We start from the raw sequence: 22,111 nt of genomic DNA on the forward strand, positions 1-22,111 counted from the left end.
TCCGCTAGGTGAACCCGCCGCCGACGGTGGTCCGTTGACCACGGGTCAGCCCGGACCGGCCCCGCCGGGGGCTGATGCCATCCGGGATACGGTATGTAAGGTGTCACATGTGACGGAACTGATCGGTGAACGCACCGCCGCGTGGATCTCGGACCACCTCGACCAGGGCGAACGGATCGCCGGCGCGACCAGGCTGCGCGGCGGCTGGACGTCCGAGATGCGCCGGATCGAGGTCACCGGACCGGACGGCGGGCGGACGCTGGTGCTGCGGTCGTTCGTCAAACCGTTCTTCGTCCGGCACGCCGAGGGGCTGCTCGGCCGGGAGGCGGCGATCCTGGGCCTGCTCGGCCCCGGCGAGGTGCCCGCCGCCCGCCTGATCGCGGTCGACGAGCGCGCCGAACGGTGCGAACACCCCTCGCTGCTGATGACGCTGCTGCCCGGCACGATCCGGCTGGACGGCGCCGACGCCGCCCGGCAGGCCGCACTGATGGCCCGGCAGCTCCTCGCGATCCACCGGACCGAGACCACCGACCTCACCCGGCCGCGCGACTACCAGGCCTGGACGGCGCCCGAACGCGTCGCCGTCCCGCCCGCCACCAGCCGGCCCGGACTCTGGGCCCGCGCCGTCGCGCTCATCGACCGCCCGGCCCCCGCGCACCGGCCGCTCTTCCTGCACCGCGACTACCACCCCGGCAACGTGCTCCTCACCGGCCACGGCCCCGCACTGCGGATCAGCGGCGTGGTCGACTGGGTCGAGACCTCCTGGGGCCCCGCCGACCTCGATGTCGCGCACTGCGCCACCGCCCTCGCCCTGCTGCACGGCCCCGCCCACGGAACGGCCTTCGCCGACCACTACACCGCCGCCGGCGGCACGCTCGCCGACCACCCCCGCGACCACCTGTACTGGCGGCTGCTCGACGCGCTCGCCTTCGCGCCGGACGCCGAGAAGGTCGCGGTGCCCTGGCGGGAGAGCGGCCGCGCCGACCTCACCCCCTGGCTGCTCGCCGAGCGGCTGGAGACGTACATCGCGGCCCTCCTGGAGCGGTACGACCAGTAGTGCGCAGGCGGCACCGGGACCCGGGCGCGGGGCGGACCGGGGCGCGGCGCAGAATGACTCCGTGTTCGAACTGACCTCGGAGGAGCAACTCCGCACCGCCACCGACGACGACGCCGTACTGGCCTGGGCCGCCCAGGGCCTGGACGGCGGCGCCCGCGCCTGGACCGCCGGACGGGCCGTCGCCGTCGCCTCGCCCGCGCTCTCCGGCCGCGACCGGATCGCCGTCCGCGGCCCCGTCGCGGACCTGCTGCCACTGCTCGACGACGTGCTGCCGCTCGTCGGCCCCGGCTACCGGCCGTTCGGCGACGCCGAACTGCTCGCCGAACTCTGCACCCGCCGCGACGACCTGGAAACGCGGGGGCGCTTCGGCTGGATGCAGCGCGGCCCGGTCGGCGTCCCGCTGCTCGAAGGCGACGCGGCGGGCCGGGACGTTCCGGCGGGCGGGGGCATAGCGGCGGGTGGCAGGGCGGTCGGGGGCGAGGGTGCCGCTTACTGGCTGGCGCCCGGTGAACTGGACGAGGCGGCGCAACTGATCGACCGGCACTTTCCCGCCTCGCACGCCCATCCGCACCGGCCGGGCGTCCGGGCCTGGGCGGGCGTCCGCGACGGCGCGGGGCGGCTCACCGCCGTCGCGGCCGACGCCTGGCCCGCCCCCACCGTCGGCCTGCTCGCCGGCGTCGTCAGCGACCGCGAGCACGGGCGCGGCCGCGGACACGCGGCCGCCGCCTGCCGACTGGTGCTCGCCGCGATCCTCGGGCGTTCGCCGCGCGCGGCGCTGATGGTGGACGGCTGGAACGAGCCGGCCGTCCGGCTCTACCGGCGGCTCGGGCTGGAGTACCGGCTGTTGGACGCGGCCGCGCAGCGCTCCGCGTAGGCGGGGCGGGGGTGGTGTTGATTCCGGGGGTCGCGCGGCGGGCGGTGCCGTGCCGGGGTTGTCACCGGCGCTCGCTAGCGTGTTCGCATGACCGATGCCGAGCGTGATCTGGGCCGGCTGCTGCCCAGTGGAGACCCGAGCACCGTGGCCGACCTGCTGCCCCCCGGGCGGCTGGTCGGCCCCCGGCAGGACCGGGAGGACGCGCCCCCCGTGCTCTGGCTGAGCGACGGGCCCGCGCCGTTCGGGCTGTGGGAGGAACTGCACCGCGCGCACCCGCGCAGCGGGCTGTGGCCGCTGCTGCTCGCGCCGCTCCGGGAGGGGGACGAGGAGTTCCGGCCCTGGGCGACGGGCGAGCTCAGCACCGAGTCCGCGAGCGAACCGGACTGGTACGACCCGGCCGCGCTGCTGCGCAACGGCTGGGAGTACTCCACCACGGTGGACTCCGACGGCGAACCGCTCGACCCGGACGAGGCGTCCGAACTCGGGCGGTCCGTCGCCCCGTTCCTCGACGGCTGGCCCGGCACCGCGCCCGCCGCCGACCGCACCGGCGACCCCGACGGCGCGGCCCGGGCGCTCGCCCGGGAACTGCTGGCGTTCAACGCGAACCTGCGGATCGGCCTGGTCGCGGCGGCCGGCGGGGCCGAGGCGCTGACCGCCTGCGGCTGGTCCGGCCCGGTCAACCACGAGGACGACATCGCCAAGGTGTCCGCCGTCCTGCTGGACTGGGAGCGCCGCTACGGCACCAGGGTGGTCCAGGTCGGCTTCGCGGAGCTGGAGTTGAGCGTGGCCGCCCCGCCGGTCGACGAGCCGACCGCGCTCCGGATCGCCGCCGAGCACCTGGCCTTCTGTCCGGACAACATCTTCCAGGGCGCGGGCACGCTCACCGCGTACGCGCCCGGGCTGATCGGCGCCCCGCAGTGGTCGTTCTGGTGGGACTGACCGGCCCCCGGCGGCGGCCCGTCGCCCACTGCCGGCCGCCAGGTCCCCACTGAAACGTCAACTCCGCTTGACCGGGCCCCACTCGGGCGAGCGAAGAATCGCACGAAGATTCGCCCTGCCGGGTGGTTTGGCTCCCGCAGCACCGAGAACCCGTCCGCACCGCCCCTAGGGTTGCCGACGAGACAAAGGACGAACGGGATCAAGCGGAGCAAGCCGGGCGCAGACGCCCAGGGGGGAGCGGACCATGACGGAGACGACGAGGGCGGGCGCCGTGCCCGGGGGCGGCGCGACCGGAGCGGGCGGCCCGGCATCCGGCCAGGCGCCGGGCGCGATGCCGAGCGCGGCCGACGTCGCACGGGCCGGAGCGGCCTCGATGCTCCGCCGCACGCTGGGCGAGCAGCGGATCGTCCTGGTCGCCTGGCGGCTGCTGGTCCTGCAGAACGCGCACCCGGCGGTCGGCGCCGGGGTCGGCCGGCTCTCCACCTACCGCAACCACCCCTGGCGCCGGATCGAACACACCATGGACAGCGGCCGCCGGCTCTTCTTCTCCGACCAGGAGGCCCTGCACCGGGAGATCCAACGACTCGAACGCAGCCACCGCCGGATCGAAGGGGTCGACGACCGGGGCCGCCCCTACAGCGCCCTCGACCCCGCCGTCCGGGTCTGGGTGATGGTGACCCTGTACGAGGCGATGACCGCCCTGCACGCCCTCGCCGGACGGCCGCTGCGCCCCGCCCAGCTCGACCGGCTCTACACGGAGTTCCGCACGGTCTGCGCCGCCCTCGAACTCCCCGCCGAACTCCTCCCGCCCACCGCCGCCGACGTGCCCGGCTACATCCGCGCCACCATCCGGGACACCCTGGAGCTCACCGAAGCCGCCCAGGACATGCTGTACACCGTCCTCACCCGGGCACCCGCCCCACGCCGCCTCGGCCGGCTGCGCCCCGCCTGGCCGCTGCTGCGCCGACTCGTCGCCCGCTTCCTGACCACGCTCACGCTGGCCGACCTGCCGGCCGAGTTCCGGGCCAAGTTCGACCTGCCGCGCGGCCGGGGCGCGGCCGCACTCTCCTGGCTCGTCCACCGCGGGGCCCGCGCGGTGGCGCTGCAACTGCCCGACCGGCTGCGCTACCGCACCCTGCCGGACGGCGAGCGGGCCCGACCGCAGCAGGCCAAGGCCCCGCGCCCGGCCCGCACGCCGCGGGCACTGCGCGACAACCGGCCGGGGCGGATCGCCGCGTTCTACCGCCAGGTGATGGACCAGACCGGCGACGGCCGGCTGACCTCCGCCGACTTCGCGGCGATGGCGCACAACGTCTGCTGGCCGCTGGAGCTCGACCAGGCCGGCGAGTCCGGTGTGTACGCGGCCTTCGACGCCTGGTGGCAGCACCTGCTGGCCACCATGGACGCCGACGGCGACGGCGAGATCTCCTGCGAGGAGTTCGTCACCGCGATGCTCGCCGGCATCGACCGGGACCCGGACTACCTCGACCAGGGCCTGCACCTCGCCGTCCGCGCGATGTTCCGGGCCGCTGACCTCGACCACAGCGGACTGCTGGACGCCGAGGAGTACCGCACCCTGTTCGGCGGCTCCCGGGTCCACCCGGCCGAACTGACCCACGGCTTCCGGCAACTGGACACCGACGGGGACGGACAGATCACCGAGGAGGAGTTCGTGAGGGGATTCACCGAGTTCTTCACCGCCCGCACGGAGAGCGTCGCCGGGACGCAGCTGCTGGGCCGACCATGACGGTGCGGTTGGGCACCGGCCGCTGATCCGCCGTCGAAGCGTGGTGGGCGTGGGCTCCTTGACAAGTCGATATCGCGATGAGCCTTGAGTCGGGGTCGGGGTCGGGGTCGGGGTCGGGGTCGGGGCAGGGAGCAGGTCTGGCTGGGGCCTGGTCGGGAGCGGGAGGCGCCGGAAGGGGCGCTGAGCCCGGGCCGCCCTCCCGGGAGGGGGAGGGCGGCCCGGGCGGTCGAGGAGGTGGCCGGGACCGCCGTCAGCGGGTGGCGGTGGGCCGGGAGCGCAGGAGCGCGCGGCCCGGGAGGGCGGTGGCCGCCAGACAGAGCAGGGCGGCCCCGGCGGCGAGCGGGAGGGCCGTACCGAGGGGGACGTAGGGGGAGGCGGAGGTCAGGGCCCGGGTGATCGGGGTGAGCGTCGTCCAGGCGATCGCGGTGCCGGTGGCCAGGCCGATCAGCGCGATCAGCAGGGCCTCCCACCGGAGCATCGCGCGGACCTGGCGGCGGGTGGTGCCGGCCAGCCGCAGCAGGGCGATCTCACGACGGCGGTCCAACACCGTCATCACCAGGGTGTTGGCGGCGGCCAGTGCCGCGAAGCCCGCCAGGACACCCGCCATCACGTTGTTCGCCCAGCCGCTCAGTTCGCGCTGCCGGTCGGCCTGCGCCGCGTAGCCCTGCCGGTCCGTCACCGTCAGGCCGCCGGGGGCGAGCCCGGACAACGCCTCGGCGGTGGCCGCCCGGTCCGCCCCCGGCGCCCGGGAGACCAGCAGTCGGGCCAGGTACGGGGAGTCGCTGTGCGCGGCGACGGTGGCTCCCGGCAGCAGCGCCTCACCGAGGCCGAGGCCCCGGCTGTAGGTGGCGACCACCGTCGGCTCGGCCTTGTGGCCGTCGCCGAGCCAGAGCGGAGCCCGGTCACCGACCCGGACGCCGAGGCTGTCGGCCAGCGTGGCGTCCAGCGCGACCGTGTCCGCGGAACGGGACAGGTCGGCCAGCGAACCCGACCTGACACCCAGGTCCAGCACCGAGGGGAGGGCCGCCGGGTCGCCCTCCACCCCCAGCGCGGTGGCCGTGGCCAGCACATCGGACTGCTGGTACACCAGCCCGGTCGGCCGCAGGCCGACCGCCGCCGCGACCCCGGGCAACTGCGAAGCCCGCTCCACCGTGCCCGCGTCCAGGCCCGGACGGCCGGCCTGGGCGGACACCACCTGATCCGCCGTCAGGCCCTGGCGGACGTGCTCCGCCGCAGTGTGCTGCAGGCTCGACTGGAGGAACACCAGCGTGCCGCAGAAAGCCGTCACCATCACGATCGGCACCGTCGCCGAAGCCAACCGGCGGGACGAGGCCCGGGCGTTGTCCGCGGCCAGCGAGGCCGGCGCACCGCCCGCCCGTAGCAGCACCCCGACCAGACCCACCGCCCCGCGCACCAGCCAGGGGCCGAGCAGCGCCACCGAGACCAGGAAGCACAGCACCACACCCAGCGCGGTGTTCGCCGCGGCGGCACCCGTCAGATTGGCCGCGACGACCGCGAACGCCACCGCGCCCGCCGTGAACACCGCACCCGTCACCGTCCGGACCGGACCGGGGCATCCGGGGCCCGTGTTCGCCTCGCCGAGGGCCTGGGCGGGCCGCATCCGGGCACTGCGCCGGGCCGCGAACCAGCCGGCCGCCAGCGCCGTCACCGTGCACGCCGCGACGGCGGCCAGCACCGGCAGCGGGCCGACTCCGAGCACCACGTCCGCCGGCACCGCGGCGCGGGCGACCAGCTCGCCGAACCACCAGCGGGCCAGCGCAAGCCCGGGCAGCACACCGACCGCGGCGGCCAGCGGCGCCACCAGCACCGCCTCCGCGGCGATCGACCGCCGGATCTGGCGGGGCGTCGCACCGATGGTGCGGAGCAGCGCGAACTCGCGGGCCCGCTGGCCGGTCGCCAGCGCGACCGTGCTGACCACCACGAACACCGCCGTCATGGTCGCCACCCCGCCGAAGGACGCCCCCAGCGCCGTCAGCATCGCCCTCGCCTCGTGCAGCGCCGGCTGCTCGACCGTGCCGCGCTGCAGACCGGTCGACACCTGGGCCCGACCGTCCAGCGAGTGGCGCAGTTCGGCGGCCAGGGCGCGCGGATCGGTGCCCGCGGCGGGCCGTACCGCGATGGCGTCGATCCGGCCGGGGTGCCCGGAGATCCGGTCCGCGGTGCGGTCGGAGAACCAGGCGGTGGCCGAGCCGGGCCGTGCCTCGGCCAGGCCGGAGACCCGGTAGGAGGCGCTGCCGGCGGGTGTCGCGACAGTGACGCTGTCACCGGGGGAGAGGTGGGCGGCGCGGGCGCTGGCGGCGTCCAACACCAGTTCGCCGTCGGCGGGTGCCCGGCCCTCGGCCAGCCGCTCGCCCGGGCCGATCCCCAGGGCGGCCCAGCCCCGGCCGGTGAGTCCGGGCAGGTCGGACGGTGCGGAGGTGGATCCGGCGGAGGAGGCGGAGGAGGAAGAGGGGGCGGAGGCGACGGAGACCGGGAAGGCGGAGTCCGGCAGGGCCTGTGCGACGCCGGGCAGCGAGGCCACGGTGGTGGTCAGGGCCGCGTCCAGGCGGGCTCGTTCGGGCAGGGGTTGGGCCACGGTCTCGCGGTCCTCGCCGCGGGCGACCTCCACCTTCACCTGCTGGTCGGCCGCGACCACGACCGGTACGTCGGCGTACCGGGAGGGCTGCACGCTCGCGGTCAGACCGGTCTGCAGCAGCACGCCGCAGGCCGTGACGATGGCGGACGCGAACAAGAGGGCGAGGAAGGTCCCCGCGAAGGAGGCGGGGCGGAAGCGCACGGCGGCGCGGGCCAGTCCGTTGCTCATGCGGTCGGCTCCGTGTTGTGGGCGGCGGTCGGTGCGGAGAGGGAGGGGGAACGGGCGAGGAGGCGGCGGCGCGGCGTCATGCGGCGGCCCCCGAGGGGGAGGCGGAGAGGGTGAGCATGCGGTCGGCCACGGTGCGCGGATCGGGGTGGTGGAGTTCACCGGCGAGGGTGCCGCCGGCCAGGAAGACCACCCGGTCGGCGAAGGAGGCGGCCACCGGGTCGTGGGTGACCATCACGACGGTGGCGCCCAGGGCGTCCACCGCGTCCCGCAGCAGGCCGAGCACCTCGTGGGCGCTGCGGGTGTCGAGGGCGCCGGTGGGCTCGTCCGCGAAGATCACGTCGGGGCGGGTGATCAGCGCGCGGGCCAGCGCGACGCGCTGCTGCTGACCGCCGGAGAGCTGGCCGGGGCGGCGCGAGGCGTGCTCGCCCAGGCCGACCCGGGCCAGCAGTTCGCCGGCCCGGGCCCGCTCCTGCCGCTGGCCGGCCAGCCGCTGGGGCAGCAGCACGTTCTGCAGGACGGTCAGGGACGGCAGCAGGTTGAAGGACTGGAAGACGAAACCGATCCGGGTGCGCCGCAGCTTGGTCAGCCGGTCCTCGCCCAGCGAGCTGATCTCCTGCCCGGCCAGCAGCACCTGGCCGGCGTCCGGCCGGTCGAGGCCCGCCGCGCACTGCAGGAAGGTGCTCTTGCCGGAGCCGGACGGACCCATCACGGCCGTGAAGGTGCCCGCCGGGAGCACCAGGTCGACGCCCCCGAGCGCGGTCACCGCCCCCGCCCCCTGCCCGTAGCCGCGGCGCACCCCGCGCAGCTCCACGGCGGGCACCCCGGTGGCGGGCCCGGCGGGACCGGCGGGCCTTGGGGATCCGGGGACGGCTGACGGGGCGGGCCGACCGGAGGCGGAACGGCGCAGGCGGGGCGACATGGTGGAGCCTTCCTCGGAGACGGCGCCCCGGCGGACTCGCACCGGGGCACCCTCAACGCTAGGAAACTCGCAGGTCAACCACCATGGAGGCGACCGGAGACCATGGGGTGGGGATATCCCCACCCCCGCCCGGCGGCCACCCCCCGGCCCGACCGCCCCCAGACGGGGCGGAGGGCGGCGGCCGTCAGACCGGCTTGACGGCCACCCGCAGTAGGTTCGTGACCGCCAGCACCTCGCCGTGCAACCGCGTTCCCAGGGTGCGGCGCAGTTCGGCGATCTCGGGGTCGGCCACCGACACGGTGAGGGTGTACGCAGGGGGCCCGGGGACGGTGCCGTCGGCGTTGACCCGGGGGGCCGTGCCGACGGCCAGCGCCGCGGCGTCGACGCCGGGGCAGAGGGCCACGGCCGGCAGTTCCAGGTGGGCGGTGGTGCCGTTCTCGGCGACCAGCCAGCCGGTGCCGTCGGGGGTGTGCGCGGCGCCGGAGACCGTGGCGGGCAGCCCGTGGGCGGCGGCCACCACCCCGTTCGGTCCCTCGATCTCGACCGCGATGCCGGCACTGCCCAGCGGTGCGGGGAGCGCCAGCGGGGCGCTCGAACCGGAGCCGAGCTCCAGGTCGAGCAGCAGCCCGCCGGACGGGGAGGTCCTCAGCGGCGAGGAGGCGCCGGACGGGGAGGCGCCGGACGGGGAGGCGCCGGACCGGGAAGCGTTGGGGGCGAAGCCCAGCCAGGGGCCGGGCGGGGTGTCACCGGGGAGCGTGTCGAGCGGGTTCGGGAAGTGGTGGTAGCCGTGTTGCCCGCACTCGCTGCCCGCGAACGTCCCGCCGCCGGGGAGGGCCCGGTCGCCGGTCGGGCGGGGGCTGCCCGGATGGGCGCCGGGGGCGGCGACCTGCGGGGTGTGCGCCCGGTTCGGGCCGAACAGCAGCCCGCCGACCACCAGCAGGACGATCAGCGTGCCGAGCACGGCCGTCCACCGCTCGCCCCGGCTGAGGGCGCGGAACCGGGAGCCGAGGCGCGCGCCGCCCCGGCGGCCGCGCGGGCCGAGGGCGGGCCCGCCGCCCGTCCTGCCGGACCGGGAGAACCTGGTGAACCCGGCGAACCGGCCGCGGCCGGGCCGTCCGGTGGAGTGGGCGCGCCGGGAGCGGGCGCGATCGCCCGGGGACCAGCGGCGGCCGCCCGGGTCGACCGGGGGCTCGTGGCGCCAGCGCTCGGTGAGCATCCGGGTCCGGGCGGAGGGCTCGCTCACGGTGGCGGCGCGGATGAACTCCTCGTCCAGGACCAGACCTTCGAACGGGTCCGGGGGCTCGATGGAATCGGGCGGTCGGCGGTCGGGCATTGCGCCAGTATGCCCGCCGGGGGTGTCCTCGCGGGGCTATGTTCTGGATCACGGACGTCGGCGCTCCGGGAAGGCCCCGGGGGCGGCCCGCCGTCCGGGGAGGGCGACCGTCGTGCCGCAGATCCTGATCGACCACTCGCCGGGCCTGGACTTCGACGCCACGGGCTTCGCCAAGGAGGTCCACCAGTTGATCCCCGAGGTGATCGACGCCCGGGTGGACGACTGCAAGACGCTGGTGCGTCCGGCCGCGCGGCACCTGGTCGGCGACGGCGCCTCCACGGACGCTGTCGTCCTGGTGGAGATCAAGATCCTGGCCGGTCGCAGCGCGGAGGCCAGGAGCACGCTCTCCGCCCGGGTGACGGAACTGCTGCGCGGATACGTCCGGGTGCCCGCCGCGTTCGGGGTGGAGATCACCGAACTCGACCGGGAGACCTACGTGTTCGTCCACCACCCGGGGCGGTGAGTACCGCCCCGGACGGTTCGGCCCGGCTCGGGCCGACGGTTCGGGGTGGGCGGGCGGACGGTCCGCCTCCCCTTGGGCGGAAGAATCGTTTCGGCTGACTCGGGGAGGCGGACCGGACTGCGGAAGAGTGGCCCCCAGCGCCGGATCGGGCCGCTCTGGGGTGAGACGGGCCGGGCGGGGGCGCGGCCGTGGGCGGGCCGCGGGGTGGTCCGGGGACGGACCTGGGTGGGGCGGGGAGGGAGGGTCAGGCCGCCGACGGGCGGCCGGGTGTCACAGGCCGGGAGTGGACTCGTCGAAGAGCAGGCAGCGGGCTCGGTTGTCCAGGTCGAGGACGCGGCCGGAGATCACCTGACGGCCCTGTTCGTCCACCTCGCGGGCGTTGTGGTGGATGCCCTTCGCGGCGCTCAGGTCGGGGACGCGGGCGGTGCGCTCGGGGTAGCCGCTGCCGGGGAGGAAGATCAGGTACTCCCAGTCGCGGGCCGGGTTGTGCACCGTGGAGCAGGTGTTGGGCGAGAGCCGGATGGTGACGAAGTCCTTGTCGTTGGCCACCGCCGAGCGGCCGAAACCGAGCGCCCCGGAGCGGGGCAGGTCCAGACGGGGGGTGGAGTTGCGCTTCTCCTGTTGGAACACCCAGATCTGGCCGTCCTCCTGTTCGTTGTAATTCTCGTGCTCGTAGAGGCAGAACGCGTCGGTCGGGCAGGCCGCGACGCTCTGTCCGCGCACCAGGTGGGAGCCGGAGCGCTGGGCGGTGGCCGCGTCGGCCGGGCCCGCGGCGGCGGCCAGGAGCAGGAGCCCGACCGATGCGCAAGTGATCATCTTTTCCATGTCCCACCCAACGAGGCCCGGACGGGCCGGGCACGCGAGGGCCCTCCTTTCCTGACGGTCCGTCACTCGGGCGGCCGCCATTTGTACGCAGCGTGATGATTTGGCGTTGAAGTGTCGCAGTGCTGGAACTGATTTCACCCGACGAACAGATGAACGGATACGGGGGTGGGGGTCGAAGCGTTCGCTGGGCCCGGGCGGGGGCGGCGGTGGGTGATACTCGGCGGATGCTGTTGACCTGGATCGCCGAAGTGGCCGACGAACCGCTCGTGCTCACCCCCGAGGACCGGCGGGAGGAGTGGGAGACCAACACCTGGTGGATCGGTCCCGACGACGGACCGGCGCCGACCGCGGCCGAGGTGGTCGCCGTGTTCCGCAGCACCGCCGAGGGCATCCGGCGCCGCATCGCTGAGCTGCCGTACGACGGGCCCGCCACCTTCTACGCCTGGCACGACGAACAGGCCCGCCAACTGCGCTGCTCCACGGGTTCGGTGGGTCGGGAGGAGTTGCCGTTCGACGGACCCCACCGCCCGACGGACGACCTGCTGCCGATCGTCGAGCGGTACCTGGCGCAGCAGGAATCGGAATCGGAGGAGTCCGAGGAGTCCGAGGAGTCAGAAGAGTGGGAGGAGCCGGGGGAACTGTCGGTTGACGGGGCGCGGGGCGGGTCCGAGCCTCGGCCGTTCCCCGTCTGGGTCTTCGCCGTCGGGACCTGAACCGGGCAGCAGGGGCGGCTCGTGGGTGGGCTTGCTTGTGCCGCTGCTCAGGGCATGTCTATGTTGGGCGGGAGTTCGACCGTTCGGCAGGATGCAAGAAGAGGTGCAGCGGCACGATGTGTGGCCCCCGTCCGGCAGCGTGGTGCGGGAGCGGAGCCGGTACGGCCGGCGTTCCGCGGGCGAAGGGGGCGTGAGGTGACCGGTACCCCCGACGCCGTCGGCGCCCTGCTCGGATCCGGCCCCCGGCGGGCCGTCCCGCTACCCGAACCGGCCGAACGCGAACGCCTGCGGGTGGCGTACGGGCTGGGCAAGGCCGAGACCGCGCAGGCCCTCGGCATCAGCGCGAGCACCTTCAGCGCCTGGGAGCAGGGCCGGCGCGAACCACAGGGCGAGGGCCGTGCCGCGTACGCGCGGTTGCTGGAGGGCATCGTCGCGCAACTGGCGGCGGAGGAAGCGGCAGCGGCGGAGCCCCTCGTTGCGGAGCCGGAGCCGGAGCCGGTGGCGGCGGTGGGGGTGGCGGTGGCGGTGGCGGAGCCAGAATCGGCGGCGGAGCCGGTGGGGCAGGCCGTGATGCTCGATCAGCACCCGGACGGTTCGTTGGTGATGGCCGGGGCCGCGCCGTGCGTGCAGTGCGGGCAGCCGTCGGTGTACCGCGCGCAGGGGCGGCCGATGCACCTCGGCGGGTTCTGCCGGCCGCCGGCGCCGACGGCCGCGCCCGCGATCGCCGCGCCCCCCGCCGTGCCCCCGGCGGCGCGGCCGGCGGCCAGGAGCGCCGCCAAGGCGGCGCCCGCCCGGGCGCGGTCCGCCGGGGGCCGGGGCGGGAAGGAGCGGGGCGGCGAGGACTGGGAGCAGGCTGCCGCCGCCCGTTTCCCGGCCGGGCCGCTGGCCGTGCTGGAGGTCGCGGCGGACGGGCGCGGACTGGTCGCGTACGGCGCGGACGGGCAGGAGACGGTCGGGGAGCCGCCGACCGGCCGCACGCTGGGCGGACTGTTGGAGTGGGCGCTGCGGACCGGCCTCGGCACCGCCCGGCTGCACCGGTACGGCAAGGACGGCGACCCGCTGCTGGTGCTGACCGATGCCGCCGCCACCGAACTCGGCCTGCCACCCGCCGGCCGCGACGAGAAGACCCAGTACGTCCCCCGGATCGGCCGGCTGCCCGACACCCACCGGCAGGTCAAGGCGCTCACCAAGGACGGCTGGCAGCTCACCCGGCGCGGTTTCGGCCCCTGGGCCCGGATCCACCGCGAGCCCGAGGCCGGCCGCCGGCAGTGCGTGCAGCTCTGCGTGCTGCCGTGGGGCGCGCTGGACAGCGCCGGCTGGAAGCTCCCGGACGGCCTCGCCGCGCCCGAACTCGCCCGCCTGCTTGGCACGTACGCCCAGCGGGTGCACACTCCGCGCGGTTCCACCGCCGTCTCCGGGCTGGAACTCGTCACCGCGCTGCGCCCGCCGACCCGGCCGGTCCGCACCGCCGGCGGCTGGACGTCCGGCCCGGTGGAGGGCTCCCGGTCGCGGGTGTTCGACGCCGCGCCGCCCGAAGTCCCCGACGAGCACCCGCTGGCCGCCGAGCGCGCGGACGACGCCGTCCTGATCGCCGAGGCCTGGGACTGGCACCGTCCGCTCACCGAGCGGGAGCAGGCCGCGCCGTTCGCCGTCGGGCTGGACGTCAACACGGCCTTCCTCGCCGCCGCCGGGCGCCTCAACCTGCCGCTCTCCGAACCCGTCCACGAACTGGACCCGGTCTTCGACCGGAAGACGCCCGGCAGTTGGCGCGCCGACCTCAGCGGACTCGTCCTCGACCCGCTGCTGCCCAACCCGTTCACCCCCGACGGCAGCGCGCCCACCGGCCCCGCCTGGTACAGCACCGCCAAACTCGCGTACGCTGTCGAGCTCGGCGCCGAGGTCCGCCCCAGCGAAGGGTGGCTGCGCCACGAGTCCGGCCCGTACCTCGACCCGTGGCACAAGCGGCTGCGGCAGGCGTACGTCGACACCATGGCCGCGCTCGGCGTCCCGCTCGACCTGGCCGACCGGGACCCGGACGCCTTCCTGGCCGCGATGGCCGCGCTCGGCACCGGGGACCCGGCCGAACTGGCCGTGCTCGGCGCGATCAAGCAGACCGCGAAGGGCACCATCGGCAAGTTCCGCGAACGCCCCCGCGGCCTCGGCTACCGCCCCGGCCAGCGCTGGGCCGCCCTCGAACGCCCCACCTGGGACCCGCTGGTGCGCGCCCTGGTGATCGACACCGCCACCGTCAACCTGCACCGCAAACTCGCCCGGCTGCGCGCCGAACTCGGCACCGCGCCGCTCGCCGTGCTCTCCGACTGCGCGGTCTTCGCGGCCCCCGGGCCGTCCGCGACGGACGTGCTGCGCCGCCCCGACGGCACCCTGTCCGGCGCGCTGAGGCTCGGCGTCTCGCCCGGGCACGTCAAGTTCGAGGGCAGCCGGCCGCTGGCCGAGATCCGCGGACTGCTCGCCGACGGCGCCAACCCGGCCCGCCACATCAAGACCGGGGGGCTGGTCTCCGCCGATGAATGAGACCGGGCGGGCAGTGGGAGAGACGTGAGCGGTACCGGCGCGGCAGCGAGGATGTGACACCCCGTGGGGGAGATCGACGAAGGACTCGAACGGGTCGAGCGGACCAGGCCGATCCCGCGCACCGTGCCCGCCCGGGTCCGGTACCTGGTCAAGCGGGCCAAGGGCTCCACCCGGGCGGTGGCCGCCGAACTCGGCGTCTCCCAGCGCACCGTGCAGCGCTGGCTGAAGGGCACCATCGCGCCCAAGCCGGACGCCGCCCGCCGGATCGAGGAGCGGGTCCGCGCCACCTGGCAGCCCGGCGTCCGCCGCCGGGTCCGCCGCCGGGCCGAGGAGCAGGGCTTCATGCTGCACATCCAGGCCAGGTTCGGCTACAGCGCGGCCGGCGGCTCCACCGACGACCCGCGCGAACGGCTGATCACCCAGCACCTGCCCGGCGACGTCGCCCGCGAGCTGTACGCGGCCCGGGACGCCGGGGCGAGCGAGACCGAACAGCGGCGGATCCTCGCCACCGGGCTCCAGGAGCACTACTTCAAGGACCGCGGCCGCCGGGCCGACGGCCTGACCGCCGAGATCAACGACCTCGGCTGGCTGGAGCTGGAGGTCTGAGGGGCGGTGGCGGAGCGGTTCGGTCGGCGGGCCCGGTGTGCGGATCCGTCGGGCCACACGTTGAAGGGTCGGTTTGGTGTCAGCCGAGGTCGATCAGTTCAGCGATCGTCCCGCCGAGGACCGGTTCGCCGTACGGCGCGTCCGAGCTGAACAGGGTCCGGTCCGGGATCTCCTTGACGGCCGTTCGCACCGCGAAGACGACGTTGGCGGTGGACAGTTCCAGGTACATGTTCGGGGTGTCCCGGACCAGTTCGACGGCCTGTATCCAGTGTTGCCCGCCCAGTTGGCTGACCACCAGCGGAACATCCGGGTACCGGCGGGCCAGCGTGGCCAGCGTCGTCAGGTCCGCCGCGGTGGTCGGCGCGGATCCGTGGACGACGACGGGCAGCCGCCCCTGGTCGGCCGCCGCTCGGAGCACCGGTTCGACCAGTCCCGCCCCTCCCGGTGCCGGTGCCAGCTCCCCGATCCCGCGCAGGCCCCGCCCGAGGACTTCCCGCTCCACGAGCGCGGCGGTCTCCTCCGCTCCCAGCCCCAGCGGCACCGACAGGAAGCCGACGAACCGGTCCGGGTGCGGCCGGGTGCCGAACAGGACGGCGCGGTCGACTCCGGCCTCGTCCAGCAGCCCCACGTGCGCCTCGACCTGGAGACCGTCCGTCGTCTGCTGCGCCAGACCATCGCCGCTACCGAGGACCCCGAGGACATGGCCGACACCGAGGACACGCCCGGCCGGCTTCCACCGCCGGGCACCCGAACGCCGTTGCCCCGCTGAGCTTCCGTCGGGGCGAACCACCACTGCCATGTCGTCCGCCGGCCGGATAACCCGGGTCCACCAGGTCGAACGCTCGACTCGCCGACTGAAGCGCTCGGTCACAGGAGCGGCGACGGCCGGGAGGCGTTCACGGGTGGGCGGGTGGTGCGGCGGCGGGGACGGCCACCTCGCTGCGGAAGCGCTGGCGGACGACGCTGGTGGGGCCGAGGCCGGTCAGCACCCCGGTCAGGTCGGCCACCGTGGGGCCGGTGCCGGGTGCCGGCGGGAGCGGGGGACCGACCAGGGTGACGGTGGTGGCCCGGGCGAGGTCCGGTGGCCTGAGGTCCGCGAGGGAGCGGACGTTGACCAGGCGTCCCACGTGCGGGGCGCGGAGCGGGGTGCCGAGGGTGGAGAGCACGAGGTCGCTGTGGCGCACGGCGGCTTCGAGGACGTGCTGGTTGTCGGTGGCGCGGTAGCACCACTGGTCGGGGTGCTGGCCGCGCAGCAGGGGGAAGCGCTCCCGCAGGACCGCGACGACCCGGCTCACGTTCCGGACGTCGGCGCACGGGGCCACCACGAAGGCGAGGTTGCGCGGGTCGGCGACGGCCAGCCGGGCCGCCGCGTCCGGGTCCGGGATCGGGATCAGGCCCGGGGTAGGGTCCGGGACGGGGCAGGTCATCGCGCTGGCGGTGTCGTGGGGTGCACCGAGGAGCAGCACCGTTCGGTGCTCCGCCCGGTGCCGGAAGGCGGCCTCGCGGGCGCCCGCGAGGGACGGGCAGCTGTTCCCGTCCGTGAGCGCGCTCGCCGGCGCGGACGGGCCGGGGGCGAGTGAGCCGTCGCAGTGCGGGACCAGCTCGGGCACGACCAGTCGGCGGGTGCGCAGGCATCCGCCCCAGGTCGAGACGGCGGTGCCCGCCGTGTCGGCGAACAGGGTCGGGGCGAGGACCGCGAGGCCCAGGATCCGGCCGTCGGGCGCCGGGTAGGTGGTGGCCGCGAGCTGCCCCTCGCCCCCGCCGCTGCCGGGACCGGCGACGGCCCGCCCCGGGCCGCCCGTCAGGGGGGCGATCCGGTTCGGGACGCCGCGCGCGTTCAGCCACGCCGAGACCAGCGGCGCGGCCGGGCACTCCACCGGCCCGCGCCCTGGGTGCGTGAAGGCGGACACCACCACCAGGCCGTCGTCGGCGACGGCGGCGAACCACTCGGTGCGCTGTGGTCTGTTCACGAGGCCCCTTCCGGGGACGGGCGGCCCACGGCGGGCCCGTGGTGGCTTCGGGGACCGCGATCGGTTGCGGTGTCGAGGGCATTCGGTGCGCGACGCCGCGCGGTTGGGGGCGTGCGGGGGCACGGAGGTCGCCGCCCGCGCGCCGGGTGCGACCGGGCCGGCGGGGGAGCGGCGCAGCGGTGCGGGGGCCGGCGCGGGGCCCGGACAACCGGGCCCTGGAATCCACCTCGCGGCGACTCCGGGCGTGATCGGAGGCCGTTCGGCGCGGACCCGGGCGGGTGCGACCTGGGCGGGTTCGGTTCGGGCGGCGAGCGGAACTGCTGCTCGGGGCGGTCCGTGTTTTCGGTGGGTGGGTGGGTGGTTTGGATTTCCTCTCCCCTTGCGGGCGTGAGGGGCGCCATTTCCGTCGCGAGCCATGTTGAAAGTGCGTCCGGGGCGGCTGGTTTTCGTCAATGCTCACGGTGGGTGAGGGAATTCCACCGTGGCTCGGCGGGAGAAGGTCCGGAAAAGGGGCGGCCGCCGCCCGGACCGGTCGGGCGGCAGCCGCGGAAGTGGGGTGGGCGTGGGTCAGAAGCGCGGGGTGCGGGTGGACTTCGAGCACTGCGGGTTGTGGCAGGGGCCGTGTTCCCAGCGTTCGACCCGGTTTCCGGCGTCGTCCTGGGACGTTCCGGCGTGCACGGCGTCCACGTGGCCGTTGCACTGCGCGCAGCGGAGGTTCTTCGGCTTCTCGGTATTGGATTGCGGGGCGCTCATGCCCCGAATGTAAGGCATCCGATTCTTCGGCGGTCGACCGGTCCGCTGGATTCGCCGGTCCGGCGGGAGCGCACGGGGCGCAGTCGGCGCTCGGCGGACCGGGTGGAAAAATCATTGGTGCGCCCCGTCGATGATGGTGGACAATTCCAGTGGGCGGATGGGCTGGAGGTGTTGAAGGGTTGAATCTTTGAAATGAAAATCCGATTGTTTGTTTATTGCTTCGGTTGAAACGGTCGGCCGGAGGGAAGGGCCAGGGCGGGGCATCGGTGATCCACCGGGAGGGGAGGGCTGCGTGGCAACGGGTTCCGGGGCGGGCTGGAGCGGACAGGAGCTGTACGACACCAAGCGCTGGAAGGAGTTGGAGGTCTGGGCGGCCGGGGGCCGGAACGACTCGGACAGCTCGGACGGGGCGGGTGCTTCGGAGGGGGACGAGGCGGTCTTCGTGCTGCTGCTCCGGGGGCGGCTCGAACGCGGGGCGTTCCGGGCTGCGGCCGGGGCGGCCCGCTCCGGGATGGGGCGCTTTCCGGCGGACGGCCCGGGGAACCTCTGGGGCAGGCTGGCGATCGTCCTCGACACGCCGGACGCTGCTCGTCCCCGGCTGCTCGCCGAACTGCGCGCGCAGTGCGAGGCGGTGATCGCGACGGCAACGGCGACGGCGGTGGAGACGACGGCCCGGCCCGGGGTGGTGGCGCTCGCCGTGGATCTCCGGGCGCAGGCGATCGGGCTGGAGTTGCTCCTGCACGGCGGCTCGGTCGAGACCCGGGCGGTGGCCGTCGGGGAGTGGGAGCGGGCTGCCGCCGCGTACCGGGAGGCGGGGCTCGGCCGGGAGGCCGGGCGGGCGGCCCGCCGGGCGGCGCGGTTCGCCTTCGACGGGCCGCCGGCCCAGCGTGCGCGGGCCCGGACGATCCTCGAAACCGAACTCGCGGAGGCCGTCACCCGGGCAGACACCCTGCGGATCGCCGAGGCGCGCTCGGCGCTCGCCGAGAACGCGGTGCGCGAGTGGTTCACCGCGCTCGGCAGCGGTGGGCCGGAGGCAGCAGACGGGCCGGAGGAAGCTGAACGGGTGGAAGGGACGGAGGGGCTGGAGGGGCCGGCCCTGGAGTGGGAGCTCGCCACCGGGGCGCTGACCGCGGCCGGGGTGGCGAGTGCGGAGGCCCGGGCGGCCGCGGCCGAGGCACGGCTGCTGCTCGCGCACGGGCTGGCGGAGGGGGTGGAGCAGGCCGAGCGGGCCGCCGTCCTGCTCGGGGAGCACGGGGCCGACGCCGATGAGCACTCCCTCTGGCAGGACGTGGCGATCTACCACCTGCGCAAGGGCGACGCGGTCGCCCGGGCCGCGGCGCACGCGGCGGCCCGGACCGCCGCCGAACGACTGGAGAACGGCTTCACCGCCGACGGCCTGACCCTGGGCGCGGCCGACACCGCCATGCGGGACGGACGGCTCGGCGAGGCACGGAAGTTGACGTCCGACCGGGCCGAGGACGCGCTCGGTGACCCGGTCGGCCTGCGCGTGGTCCGCAGTTCCGCGCTCTCCACCATGGGCCTGCGGAAGGAGGCCGTCGCCCTGCTCCGCTCCTGCGCCGAGGAGTTGGAGGCACGCCCGGGGGCGTCCGCCCTGCTGCCGGAGGTCCACCTCTCGCTGAGCGCGCTGCTGGTCGAGGACGACCCGGACGCGGCGGAGGTCTGCCTGCGTCGCGGGGCCGCCGCCGCCGACGCCCTCGGCAGCGTGATGGACCGGGCCCGCTGCCTGAGCCTGCTCGGCTGGACGATCGCCCGCAGATCGTTCGCCTCGGCGGCCTCGGCCGGCTCGTCGGCGGTCGGGGGTGTCGACCGGACCGCCGAGTACGAGGCGGTGTTCGACGAGGCGGTCGGGCTGCTGCTGCCGTTGCGGACCCTGGAGGCCCTCGAACACCTCACCAGCGTGCTCCAGCAGCGCGGCCAGGCGGCGTTCTTCCGGCAGGACGGCCCCGCCGCCGCGCACTGGTTCGCTTGCGCGGCGGAGATCGGCCGAGCGGCCGGCCTGGGCCCGGCGCTCGCCTTCACCCTTGCCTACCAGGGCCTCTTCCTGGTCTCCGCGGCCCGCACGGACCCGGGCCGCTACGAGGAGGCCGACGCCTGCTTCGCCGAGTCCGAGCGGCTGTTCAGCGCGGCCGGGATGACCGGCGAGCGATGGCGCTCGCTCTTCCACCGCGCCGTCTGCGCGCTGGAGGCCGGTGATCGGACACCGGAGGTGCAGGGGGAGCAGGGGGAGGAGCGGGAGGAGGGAGACCAGGAGGACGGGCGGCGGGCGCGCTGGGTCCGGGCCGGCGAACTGCTGGCGCAAGCGGCGGACGAAGCCGACCGGTTGCGCCGGGGCGCCGCGACCCCCGCGACGCACCCCCTCCAGGCCCAGGAGGCCGGAATCGCCTCCGCCCATGACAAGGACGAGGTGTACCGGCTGGCGTTCGAGCTGCACTGGTACCGGCTCCACGACTCGGCCGCCGCCCTCTACTGGCTGGAGCGTGCCAAGAGTCGCGCCCTGCTGGACGGGCTGGCCGCGCTGGACCGGAGCGGAGCGGACGTCGGCGCAGCCGCCGACCCCGGCCTCGGTTCTGATTCCGGTCCCGACCTCAACCCCGCCACCGGTCCCGACCTCAACCCCGGCCCCGGTGCCAAGGCCGGGGAGTGGCCGGTGCTGAAGGCGGCGCTGGCCGCCGAGTTCGCCCGGAGCGGGCAGCGGCTGGTCCTCGCCCAGTACCGCAGCTCGCCGACCGGCCTCCTGCTGTTCGGGATGCGGCACGACTGGGAGCAGCCCGAGGTGCGGGAGATCGCCGTCGACCAGGACCGGCTCCGCCGGCTCACCCGGGGCACCTTCCAGCGCTCCGGCGAGGTGCGGATGATGACCGCGGCCATGCTGCGCGGCTGGGCGGCCTTCGCCGTTCTGGTCGAGCCGCTGGCCGAGTGGACGGAGCCGGACGACGTCGTCGTCCTCGTTCCGCACGGGTCGTTGCACGACCTGCCCCTGCACACCCTGCCGGTGGCGGGGGTGCCGTTGCTGCTGCGCAACCCGGTCGTCCAACTGCCCAGCAGTTCGGTCCTGGTAGACCTGCTGCGGCGGGAGGTGCGCGGCCCGGCCTCCCGTTCGGCAGGGCGGGCGGTGCTCGCCGACCCGCAGCGGAACCTGCCGCACGCGGCGGCGGAGGGCGCGGCCGTGGCCGGGCTGCTCGGGGTCCGGGCGGCGATCGGCGGGGAGGCCACCCGGGCCGCCCTGTTCGCGGCGCTCGAATCGTCCGGGCTGGTGCACCTGGCCGGCCACGGCGTGGTCACCACCGGCAGCGGGTTCGAGCGCGGGGTGCACCTGTCCGACGGCCCGGTGACGGCCGGTGACCTGGTCGGCCGCCGGATCCGGGCCGGGGCGGTGGTGCTCAGCGGCTGCGAGACCGGGGTCAACGAGCAGCGGCCGGGGGACGAACCGGTCGGCCTGCCGAGGGCGCTGCTCCTCGGCGGGGCCCGGTCCGTCCTGGTCAGCCAGTGGCGGGTGGCCGACGAGTCCTCCCGGGAGCTGCTCACCTCCTTCCACCAGCGGCTGGCCGCCGGTGACCCACCCGCCCGGGCGCTGCACCACGCGGCGGTGGAGGTCTCCCGGATCGCCGAGGGGCCCCCGCGGCACCTCTACCACTGGGGCGCCTTCGTCCTGGTCGGCGACTGGTCCTGAGCCCCGACCGGCCCGGGCCCCGTTCCATCGAACCGCAACTCCGTCCCACCGAAAGAGGAGAGAACGTGCTCGAACGTCCCCTGGCGGAGCAGGAGCAGGAGCAGGAGCAGGAGCAGGAGCAGCAGGGCGCGGCGTGGGAGGAGGAGATCGAGCTGGAGCTCGACCGCGACGACCTGGCGGAGCGTGCCGAGAGCCTGGCTCTGGACGACGAGGCCGTGCTGCTGGCCCGCCGCAGCAGGCTGGCGCTGCGGGCCCTGCCCAGCGCCTGGGTGGACCACACCCCGCCGCCGCAGACCCTCGTCGACCTGGCGCTGCGCTGCACCTTCCACCGCGACCCGGACGTGCGGCTGGCCTGGGTCAGGCTCACCGTCGACCTGCCGGACGACGGGACGGTCCTCGACCTCAGCCCGGACGGCGAGATCGCCGACCAGCCGGTCCACATCGTCACCCGGTACAGCGGCGGCCTCTCCCTGCAGACCGAACTCGTCCCGCTCGCACCCGAGCTGGCGGCCGAGCGGGTGCGCGAGCAGGACGTCTTCCTCCCCGGACTGACCGCCTCCGGCCGCGACTTCTCCTACGCCCAGTGGGACTTCCTGCAGACCGGCGAGACCCCGCTGCACGTGGACCGCAACCTGCGCGCGCTCATCACGCTCCCGGCCGGCGCCACCGAACTGCCGATGGAGATCACGCTCCGGGCCCGGGTCAAGGTCGACGGCCTGCTGGGTACGGTGCCGCTGCTCGGCCGACGCCGGATCGTCCGGAAGGCGGTGGGCATCGTGAAGCCCTGAGCCGCGGCCGACAGGCTCCGACCGAAGCCGCCCCGACCCGCCGTCCGACCCGTCGTCCGACCCGCCGTCCCGACCTA

18 protein-coding genes are annotated in these 22,111 nt (G+C 75.4%); 11 read left to right on the forward strand and 7 right to left on the reverse strand.

Annotation, left to right across the window (positions count from 1 at the left end; genetic code table 11):
- The first annotated feature begins 109 nt into the window (after positions 1 to 109).
- The 4 genes from KSE_RS36060 to KSE_RS36075 all read left to right on the forward strand — a co-directional run bounded on the left by KSE_RS36060 (position 110) and on the right by KSE_RS36075 (position 4,617).
- Complete coding sequence (locus KSE_RS36060; RefSeq protein WP_014140338.1) at positions 110 to 1,057, forward strand: phosphotransferase family protein; 948 nt, start codon at positions 110 to 112, stop codon at positions 1,055 to 1,057.
- A gap of 61 nt (positions 1,058 to 1,118) precedes the next feature.
- Positions 1,119 to 1,931: a GNAT family N-acetyltransferase gene (locus KSE_RS36065; protein ID WP_014140339.1), complete on the forward strand. Its 813-nt coding sequence runs from the start codon at positions 1,119 to 1,121 to the stop codon at positions 1,929 to 1,931.
- An 87-nt stretch (positions 1,932 to 2,018) separates the two neighbouring features.
- Entirely contained in the window at positions 2,019 to 2,870 is an 852-nt protein-coding gene (locus tag KSE_RS36070; RefSeq protein WP_014140340.1) for a DUF4253 domain-containing protein, read from the forward strand.
- Between the two features lie 244 nt (positions 2,871 to 3,114).
- On the forward strand, positions 3,115 to 4,617 hold the full coding sequence (locus KSE_RS36075) for an oxygenase MpaB family protein (protein WP_231873276.1): 1,503 nt from the start codon (positions 3,115 to 3,117) through the stop codon (positions 4,615 to 4,617).
- A 250-nt stretch (positions 4,618 to 4,867) separates the two neighbouring features.
- Here the strand turns inward: KSE_RS36075 and KSE_RS36080 are convergent, their stop codons facing one another.
- From KSE_RS36080 to KSE_RS39140, 3 genes are all read right to left on the reverse strand, one after another.
- The gene (locus KSE_RS36080; protein WP_014140342.1) at positions 4,868 to 7,441 is read right to left on the reverse strand and encodes an ABC transporter permease; all 2,574 of its coding nucleotides are present in this window, start codon (positions 7,439 to 7,441) and stop codon (positions 4,868 to 4,870) included.
- 76 nt (positions 7,442 to 7,517) lie between these two features.
- Positions 7,518 to 8,360, reverse strand: a complete 843-nt coding sequence (locus KSE_RS36085; RefSeq protein ID WP_014140343.1) for an ABC transporter ATP-binding protein — start codon at positions 8,358 to 8,360, stop codon at positions 7,518 to 7,520.
- A 184-nt stretch (positions 8,361 to 8,544) separates the two neighbouring features.
- On the reverse strand, positions 8,545 to 9,693 hold the full coding sequence (locus KSE_RS39140) for an SCO2583/SCO2584 N-terminal domain-containing protein (RefSeq protein WP_014140344.1): 1,149 nt from the start codon (positions 9,691 to 9,693) through the stop codon (positions 8,545 to 8,547).
- Between the two features lie 112 nt (positions 9,694 to 9,805).
- Between KSE_RS39140 and KSE_RS36095 the strand changes: the two genes are divergently transcribed.
- Positions 9,806 to 10,156, forward strand: coding sequence for a 5-carboxymethyl-2-hydroxymuconate Delta-isomerase (locus KSE_RS36095; protein ID WP_033258320.1), 351 nt, complete (start codon positions 9,806 to 9,808; stop codon positions 10,154 to 10,156).
- Positions 10,157 to 10,426: 270 nt separating this feature from the next.
- Here KSE_RS36095 and KSE_RS36100 read toward each other — a convergent pair whose 3' ends face one another.
- Complete coding sequence (locus KSE_RS36100) at positions 10,427 to 10,972, reverse strand: hypothetical protein (protein ID WP_033258321.1); 546 nt, start codon at positions 10,970 to 10,972, stop codon at positions 10,427 to 10,429.
- 233 nt (positions 10,973 to 11,205) lie between these two features.
- Here KSE_RS36100 and KSE_RS36105 point away from each other — a divergent pair, with 233 nt between their 5' ends.
- The 3 genes from KSE_RS36105 to tpg all read left to right on the forward strand — a co-directional run bounded on the left by KSE_RS36105 (position 11,206) and on the right by tpg (position 14,832).
- Positions 11,206 to 11,694 carry a hypothetical protein gene (locus tag KSE_RS36105; RefSeq protein WP_033258322.1) on the forward strand — a complete coding sequence of 163 codons (489 nt, stop codon included), beginning with the start codon at positions 11,206 to 11,208 and terminating at the stop codon, positions 11,692 to 11,694.
- Between the two features lie 195 nt (positions 11,695 to 11,889).
- Positions 11,890 to 14,226: a telomere-associated protein Tap gene (gene tap, locus KSE_RS42515; protein ID WP_014140348.1), complete on the forward strand. Its 2,337-nt coding sequence runs from the start codon at positions 11,890 to 11,892 to the stop codon at positions 14,224 to 14,226.
- A gap of 63 nt (positions 14,227 to 14,289) precedes the next feature.
- On the forward strand, positions 14,290 to 14,832 hold the full coding sequence (gene tpg, locus KSE_RS36115) for a telomere-protecting terminal protein Tpg (protein ID WP_014140349.1): 543 nt from the start codon (positions 14,290 to 14,292) through the stop codon (positions 14,830 to 14,832).
- 79 nt (positions 14,833 to 14,911) lie between these two features.
- Here the strand turns inward: tpg and KSE_RS36120 are convergent, their stop codons facing one another.
- Positions 14,912 to 15,460: an amidohydrolase family protein gene (locus tag KSE_RS36120; RefSeq protein WP_051055571.1), complete on the reverse strand. Its 549-nt coding sequence runs from the start codon at positions 15,458 to 15,460 to the stop codon at positions 14,912 to 14,914.
- On the opposite strand from KSE_RS36120, the gene KSE_RS45380 reads away from it, so the two are divergent.
- Positions 15,461 to 15,601: a hypothetical protein gene (locus KSE_RS45380; protein WP_231873278.1), complete on the forward strand. Its 141-nt coding sequence runs from the start codon at positions 15,461 to 15,463 to the stop codon at positions 15,599 to 15,601.
- Between the two features lie 127 nt (positions 15,602 to 15,728).
- Here KSE_RS45380 and KSE_RS36125 read toward each other — a convergent pair whose 3' ends face one another.
- Both KSE_RS36125 and KSE_RS36130 read right to left on the reverse strand, forming a co-directional pair.
- Positions 15,729 to 16,802: a hypothetical protein gene (locus KSE_RS36125; RefSeq protein WP_014140351.1), complete on the reverse strand. Its 1,074-nt coding sequence runs from the start codon at positions 16,800 to 16,802 to the stop codon at positions 15,729 to 15,731.
- A gap of 567 nt (positions 16,803 to 17,369) precedes the next feature.
- Positions 17,370 to 17,555: a hypothetical protein gene (locus KSE_RS36130; RefSeq protein ID WP_014140352.1), complete on the reverse strand. Its 186-nt coding sequence runs from the start codon at positions 17,553 to 17,555 to the stop codon at positions 17,370 to 17,372.
- 292 nt (positions 17,556 to 17,847) lie between these two features.
- Between KSE_RS36130 and KSE_RS46100 the strand changes: the two genes are divergently transcribed.
- Both KSE_RS46100 and KSE_RS36140 read left to right on the forward strand, forming a co-directional pair.
- Positions 17,848 to 21,246 (forward strand): CHAT domain-containing protein, encoded by a 3,399-nt coding sequence (locus KSE_RS46100; RefSeq protein ID WP_014140353.1) that lies wholly within the window; start codon positions 17,848 to 17,850, stop codon positions 21,244 to 21,246.
- A 65-nt stretch (positions 21,247 to 21,311) separates the two neighbouring features.
- On the forward strand, positions 21,312 to 22,034 hold the full coding sequence (locus KSE_RS36140; protein ID WP_014140354.1) for a hypothetical protein: 723 nt from the start codon (positions 21,312 to 21,314) through the stop codon (positions 22,032 to 22,034).
- Positions 22,035 to 22,111: the final 77 nt, after the last annotated feature.

Origin of the sequence: Kitasatospora setae KM-6054, from assembly GCF_000269985.1 — a bacterium.
Lineage (GTDB): Bacteria > Actinomycetota > Actinomycetes > Streptomycetales > Streptomycetaceae > Kitasatospora > Kitasatospora setae.